Genomic DNA, 6545 nt, shown 5'->3' with positions numbered 1-6545 from the left:
ACCCCCGGCGGTCGTCGCCCCCCCCCCCGCCCGGGGCGGCCCCGCCCCCCCGCCCGCCCCCCCCCCCCCCGCGCCGCGTGCCCCCGGGGCGGCTTAGTGACCCCCCCCCCCCCGCACGGCTCCGCTGTCAGACAGCGACCTTCTCGTCCTCCAACGAGGCCCGGATCTGCTCGCGCAGCTCGGGGCTGTCCGTGTGCTCGTGGACCGAGACGGCGTGTTCGGCGGCTGCCCGTACGACTTCGTCCTCCTCGCCGGTGATGGCGAGTGAGCAGTTCGACACGCTCGGGTACTTACGGCAGTCGGCGATCTTCCGTGTCATGACAGCCTCCTAGGCTCGTACCTGGCGACTCTCCCAGGATAGATCCGGGCGAAAAGGATGCCCAGCGGCCGTCGCCGGCCGTCCTGCGGGTGTCGTCGGCCCGGAAGCGCGAGAACGGGTGCGCCGCCGGTCAGTTGTCCTGTACCGGGTGGTGCGCGGCCTGCCGCGCTGCCAGCGAGGCGTTGAAGCGGGTGAGGAGGGCGCAGAAGGTGTCGCGTTCCTCCTCGCTCCAGTCGCCGGTCACCTGGGACATCAGCTCGCGCCGCGAGGCCCGGACCTCGTCGAGGCGGGCCTGGCCGCGCGGTGACAGCTGCAGCACGACAGCCCGGCCGTCCTCCGGGTGCGAGGTGCGCTTGACCAGCCCGGTGTCGACGAGCGGCGCGACCTGCCGGGTCACGGTCGAGGAGTCGATCCCCATGCCCGCGGCCAGCGCCTTGACGCCCATCGGGCCTTCCCGGTCGAGCCTGTTGAGCAGCAGATAGGCGGCGCGGTCCATGGAATTGCGGACCTGGCCGACACCGCCGAGGCGGGTCTGTTCGGCACGGCGGGCGAAGACGGCCACCTGGTGCTGGAGAGCATCGAGGAGGGGGTCGGTACCCGGGTGTCCGGGGGCGGCGCCCCCGGAAGGAGACGCAGCAGTCGTCATGTCCTGAGGGGGCATGGCCGGGGGCTCTCTTCGTGCGGTGTCGGATGGGTGGGGGACAGAGTACGCGGCCACGGGGCAACGTGTACCAGCGCTGCACAAACCCATGGACACCACCGCAGGCCACCATGAGATGCGAGGGCCGCGACCGCTCCGAGCTGCAAGACTTGCTGTCATGACCTACCGGACGCCAGGCCCCTTTCCTCCGCTGATCCTCGACGACGTCCGCGGGGCGCAGAAGATGCTGTCCGGGGTGGCCAGAACCACCGGGATGGAGGGAAGCCGCCATCTGACGGCACTGGTCGGCGCGCCGGTCCACTTCAAGTGCGAGAACCTGCAGCGCACCGGCTCGTTCAAACTGCGCGGCGCGTACGTACGGATCGCGGGCCTCAGTCCGGTGGAACGGGCGGCCGGAGTCGTGGCCGCAAGTGCCGGAAACCATGCGCAGGGTGTCGCACTGGCCTCCTCGCTGCTCGGCGTACGGTCGACGGTCTTCATGCCGCTCGGCGCCCCCCTGCCGAAGGTGGCGGCAACACGCGAGTACGGGGCGGAGGTTCAGCTCCACGGACATGTCGTCGACGAGACGCTCGCCGCCGCCGAGGAGTACGCGGAACGGACCGGGGCCGTCTTCATCCACCCCTTCGACCACCCGGACATCATCGCGGGCCAGGGCACCGTGGGCCTGGAGATCCTCGAGCAGTGCCCCGAGGTCCGCACGATCGTCGTCGGCATCGGCGGCGGCGGTCTCGCCGCGGGCATCGCCGTCGCCGTGAAGGCGCTGCGCCCCGATGTCAGGATCGTGGGCGTGCAGGCCGCGGGCGCCGCCGGCTACCCGCCGTCACTGGCTGCCGGGCACCCGGTGGCGCTCGACTCGGTGCAGACCATGGCCGACGGCATCAAGGTGGGCCGCCCCGGCGACATCCCGTTCGGTCTGATCCAGGAGCTGGTCGACGAGGTCCGTACGGTCTCCGAGGACGAGCTCTCCAGCGCCCTGCTGCTCTGCCTGGAACGGGCCAAGATGGTCGTCGAGCCCGCCGGGGCGAGCCCCGTTGCGGCGCTGCTGAGCGACCCGAAGGCGTTCCGCGGGCCGGTGGTCGCCGTCCTGTCGGGCGGCAACGTCGACCCGCTGCTGATGCAGCGCATCCTGACGCACGGCATGGCGGCGGCGGGCCGCTACCTCAGCCTCCGGCTGCGGCTGACGGACCGGCCCGGGGCGCTGGCCGCGTTGCTCGGCACGCTGTCCGTGGCCGACGCCAACGTGCTCGACGTCAGCCATGTGCGGACCGATCCGAGGCTGGGGCTCACGGAGGCGGAAGTGGAACTGCACCTGGAGACGAAGGGCCGGGAGCACTGCGAGGAGGTCGCCGCCGCACTGCGGGAGGCCGGCTATCTCGTGATGGGCTGAGTGCCGGGTCGCGAACCGGCCGCGGACCGGACCGGTTGAAGGGCGCGGCGCGAAACCTGTTGTGGCTCACGATGTATCGCGATACCGTGCGCCGCCGAACAATCCGTGGTTCCGGACACCGGGCCACCGGCAAATCTTAGGATCTGTTTCAGGAAGTCACCGAAGCAACTGGGGGAGTCCCACATGCCAGGCGCCATTTACGCCGAAGGCCTGGTGAAGACCTTCGGCGAAGTACGAGCACTGGACGGCGTCGACCTCGACGTACCGGAAGGCACCGTCCTGGGGCTTCTGGGTCCCAACGGCGCCGGCAAGACCACCGCCGTACGCGTTCTGACCACCCTGCTCCAGCCCGACAGCGGCAAGGCTGTCGTGGCGGGCATCGACGTGCTGAAGCATCCCAACGAGGTACGCCACTCGATCGGGCTGTCCGGGCAGTTCGCCGCAGTCGACGAGTACCTCACCGGCCGCGAGAACCTGCAGATGGTCGGGCAGCTCTACCAGCTGAGCTCACGCGACGCGAAGAAGCGGGCGGGGCAGCTCCTGGAGAAGTTCAACCTCGCCGACGCGGCCGACCGCACCGCGAAGACGTATTCGGGAGGCATGCGCCGCCGTCTCGACCTGGCGGCCGCGCTCGTCGTCTCCCCGCCGGTGATGTTCATGGACGAGCCCACCACGGGCCTCGACCCGCGCAACCGGCAACAGCTCTGGGAAGTCATCCAGGAGCTCGTCGCCGGCGGTACGACGCTGCTGCTGACCACGCAGTACCTGGAGGAGGCCGATCACCTCGCCCACGACATCTGCGTCATCGACCACGGCAAGGTCATCGCCCGCGGAACCTCCGACCAGCTGAAGGCCCGCACCGGCGGGGAGCGCGTCGAGGTCATCGTGCACCAGCGCGACCAGATCGAGTCCGCCCGCTCGGTGCTCGCCACCTACGGCAAGGGCGAGATCGCCTTCGCCGAACACACCCGCAAGCTGACCGTCCCGGTCAGCGGCGGAGCCAAACTGCTCGCCGAAGTCATCCGCGACCTCGACGCCAACGGCGTGGAGATCGACGACATCGGCCTGCGCCGCCCCACTCTCGACGACGTCTTCATCTCGCTCACCGGCCACGCCGCCGAGCTGGAGAAGAACGAGGAGAGCGGTTCGACACGCGCCGCGGAGAGCGGCAAGGAGGCCGGGCAGTGACTGCCATCACGGACACCCCTGAACTTGCGCCGATCAACCCGCGCGGCGGCATCAGTCAGTCGGTCGCCGACTCCCTCGTCGTTGCCAAACGCAACCTCATTCGCATGGCCCGCATCCCGGAGATGGTCATCTTCGGGCTGATCCAGCCCATCATGTTCGTGGTGCTGTTCACCTACGTGTTCGGCGGCTCGATCAAGGTCGGCAGCACCATCTCGTCCGCGGACTACAAAGAGTTCCTGATGGCCGGGATCTTCGCCCAGACCGTCACCTTCGCCACCGCGGGGGCCGGCGCGGGTATCGCGGACGACATGCACAAGGGGCTGATCGACCGCTTCAGGTCGCTGCCGATGGCCCGGGGAGCCGTCCTCACCGGACGTACCCTCGCCGACCTCGTGCAGACAGCGCTCACCCTCGTCGTGCTCGCCGGTGTCGCACTGCTCATCGGCTGGCGCACCCACGAGAACCTCGGCAAGGTGCTGCTCGGCTTCCTGCTGCTGCTCCTGCTGGGGTACGCGTTCTCCTGGATCGGGGCGCTGATCGGCCTCGTCGTACGCACACCGGAGGCCGCCACGTCCGGCGGACTGATCTGGCTCTTCCCGCTGACGTTCATCTCGAACGCCTTCGTGGACGCCAACCAGATGCCGACCGTGCTGCGTCACATCGCGGAGTGGAACCCCTTCAGCGCCACCGTGCAGGCCTGCCGAGAGCTGTTCGGCAACCTGCCACCGGGCTTCGTCACCCCGGACGCCTGGCCGATGCAGCACCCGATCCTGGCCTCGGTGCTCTGGTCGGTCCTGATCGTCGTGGTGTTCCGCACCCTGGCGGTCCGCAAGTACCGCTCGGCGACCGCCTGAGCACACCGAACAGCCCCGGCCGCACCTGCGGCCGGGGCTGTCTCGTGTGTCGGCTGCGGATCAGCCCGTGTACGGCTTGGCCGCGATGATCTTCACCGAGGCAGTCTTGCCGTTCGGCAGCTCGTAGTCCGCGTCGTCGCCGATCCTCTTGCCGTTCACCCCGGTGCCGAGCGGCGACTGGGGGGAGTAGGTCTCGATGTCCGCGCTCGCGTACTCGCGCGAGGCGAGCAGGAAGGTGACGGTGTCGTCGGGGTCGCCGTCGAAGGCGATCGTCACGACCATGCCGGGCTCGACCACGCCGTCGTCGGCAGGTGCCTCGCCGACCTTCGCGTGCTCCAGGAGCTGGGTGAGCTGGCGCACCCGGAGCTCCATCTTGCCCTGCTCCTCCTTGGCGGCGTGGTACCCGCCGTTCTCCTTGAGGTCACCCTCCTCACGTGCTGCCGCGATCTTGACGGCGATCTCCGCGCGCGCGGGACCAGTGAGGCGCGCCAGCTCAGCCTTCAGCTGGTTGTACGCCTCCTGCGTGAGCCAGGTGACGTTATCGCTGGTCTGGGTCATCACAGGGTGCTCCTCGTCGGTACTGGGAATACAAAGCATCGCCCTACCCCAAGCATGTGCTGCCACGGGTGGGCGAAACCACGAGCCTAACAATTCCCCGCGAAAAGGGGGAGAAGGTAAACGGTCACACGGGTATTCGTGCAGGTGAGCGCCGGGGCGTGCGGATCAGGCGCGGCGCGCGCCCGGCGCTGCGATCAGCTGCCGGCGGTACACGCCAGCAGTTCCACCGCGGTCGCCCGGGACGTCGTCCGCAACGAGACGACCTCGTCGATCCGCTCGGAGCGCTGGTCGAACCGGAAGTCCTTGCGGGCCACCTCGCCGCCGTCCTCGCTCAGCGCGCGGACCGTGCAGTACCCGTCGGTGTCCCGGTCCTTGCGCACCTCCAGGTGCGCCTCGGCCCGGTCGTCCGAGACGACGTCGGACTTGATCAGCTCCGCGCTGATGTCCTGGCCCGCGACGTAGTCGTATCCGAACCAGCCGACCATGCCGAGGAAGGCCACGCCGAGCACCGCGCCGACGATCTTGAGCTTGCGGTCCGCACGCTGGTCCTCGGACCGGCCGTAGCGACCGTCGGGCAAGGCTTCGCGCACCGCTGCCATGATCGTTCCTCCCGTACAGGGGATCGAGGAATTTTCCGCCCCCCGGGTCAGTCACTATAGAAGCCGACCATCGCGACCAATCACTGAGGACCGAGTCTTGACCGAGCAGCTGAGACTGATGGCCGTTCACGCCCACCCCGACGACGAGTCGAGCAAGGGCGCGGCCACCATGGCCAAGTACGTGTCCGAGGGGGTGGACGTCCTCGTCGTCACCTGCACAGGGGGCGAGCGGGGATCCATTCTCAACCCGAAGCTCCAGGGGGACGCGTACATCGAGGCGAACATTCACGAGGTGCGCCAGAAGGAGATGGACGAGGCCCGCGAGATCCTGGGCATCGACCAGCAGTGGCTCGGCTTCGTCGACTCGGGTCTGCCCGAGGGCGACCCGCTGCCGCCGCTGCCCGAGGGCTGCTTCGCACTGGAGGACGACGAGACGGCCTCGGGCCGCCTGGTCGCGAAGATCCGTGCGTTCCGGCCGCAGGTCATCACCACGTACGACGAGAACGGCGGGTACCCGCACCCCGACCACATCAAGACCCACACCATCTCGATGATCGCCTTCGAGGGTGCCGCGGACGCCGAGAGGTTCCCCGAGGCGGAGTTCGGGCCCGTCTGGAAGCCGCTCAAGCTCTACTACAACCAGGGCTTCAACCGGCCGCGCACGGTCGCCCTCCACGAGGCGCTGCTCGCTCGCGGACTGGAGTCCCCGTACGGCGAGTGGCTGGAGCGCTGGAAGGAGTTCCAGCGCGAGGAGCGCACGCTGACCACGCACGTTCCGTGCGACGAGTTCTTCGAGATCCGCGACAAGGCGCTGATCGCGCACGCGACGCAGATCGACCCGGACGGCGGCTGGTTCCGGGTCCCGATGGACATCCAGCGGGAGGTCTGGCCGACGGAGGAGTACGAGCTGGCCAAGTCTCTCGTCGATACCTCCCTCCCCGAGAGCGACCTCTTCGCGGGCATCCGCGACAATGCCTGA

8 protein-coding genes are annotated in these 6545 nt (G+C 69.1%); 4 read left to right on the top strand and 4 right to left on the bottom strand.

The features are described 5' to 3' along the window. Positions 1–127 precede the first annotated feature (127 nt). Both ACFW9O_RS02530 and ACFW9O_RS02525 read right to left on the bottom strand, forming a co-directional pair. Positions 128–319, bottom strand: coding sequence for a DUF1059 domain-containing protein (locus ACFW9O_RS02530; protein ID WP_329207965.1), 192 nt, complete (start codon positions 317–319; stop codon positions 128–130). Between the two features lie 130 nt (positions 320–449). Then, positions 450–980, bottom strand: a complete 531-nt coding sequence (locus ACFW9O_RS02525; RefSeq protein WP_351167354.1) for a MarR family transcriptional regulator — start codon at positions 978–980, stop codon at positions 450–452. Positions 981–1137: 157 nt separating this feature from the next. Between ACFW9O_RS02525 and ilvA the strand changes: the two genes are divergently transcribed. The 3 genes from ilvA (at position 1138) to ACFW9O_RS02510 (ending at position 4409) form a co-directional block, all read left to right on the top strand. Continuing rightward, a complete protein-coding gene (ilvA, locus tag ACFW9O_RS02520; RefSeq protein ID WP_384604167.1) occupies positions 1138–2367 on the top strand; it encodes a threonine ammonia-lyase in 1230 nt (409 codons plus the stop codon). Positions 2368–2550: 183 nt separating this feature from the next. Continuing rightward, entirely contained in the window at positions 2551–3555 is a 1005-nt protein-coding gene (locus ACFW9O_RS02515) for an ATP-binding cassette domain-containing protein (protein WP_351167358.1), read from the top strand. Then, complete coding sequence (locus ACFW9O_RS02510) at positions 3552–4409, top strand: ABC transporter permease (RefSeq protein ID WP_351167360.1); 858 nt, start codon at positions 3552–3554, stop codon at positions 4407–4409. Before ACFW9O_RS02515 ends, ACFW9O_RS02510 begins: the two co-directional genes overlap by 4 nt. 60 nt (positions 4410–4469) lie before the next feature. On the opposite strand, the gene greA is transcribed toward ACFW9O_RS02510, so the two are convergent. Together greA and ACFW9O_RS02500 are read right to left on the bottom strand one after the other, a co-directional pair. Further along, positions 4470–4967 (bottom strand): transcription elongation factor GreA, encoded by a 498-nt coding sequence (greA, locus tag ACFW9O_RS02505; RefSeq protein ID WP_329207958.1) that lies wholly within the window; start codon positions 4965–4967, stop codon positions 4470–4472. Between the two features lie 194 nt (positions 4968–5161). Next, entirely contained in the window at positions 5162–5566 is a 405-nt protein-coding gene (locus ACFW9O_RS02500) for a DUF4307 domain-containing protein (RefSeq protein ID WP_351167363.1), read from the bottom strand. Between the two features lie 97 nt (positions 5567–5663). Between ACFW9O_RS02500 and mca the strand changes: the two genes are divergently transcribed. Then, positions 5664–6545: a mycothiol conjugate amidase Mca gene (gene mca, locus ACFW9O_RS02495; protein WP_384604162.1), complete on the top strand. Its 882-nt coding sequence runs from the start codon at positions 5664–5666 to the stop codon at positions 6543–6545.

The sequence above is a fragment of the Streptomyces sp. NPDC059499 genome, assembly GCF_042749285.1.
Taxonomy (GTDB): domain Bacteria; phylum Actinomycetota; class Actinomycetes; order Streptomycetales; family Streptomycetaceae; genus Streptomyces.
The sequence above is the reverse complement of the archived record's forward strand: the minus strand, read 5'-3'. Positions and strand labels throughout refer to the sequence as shown.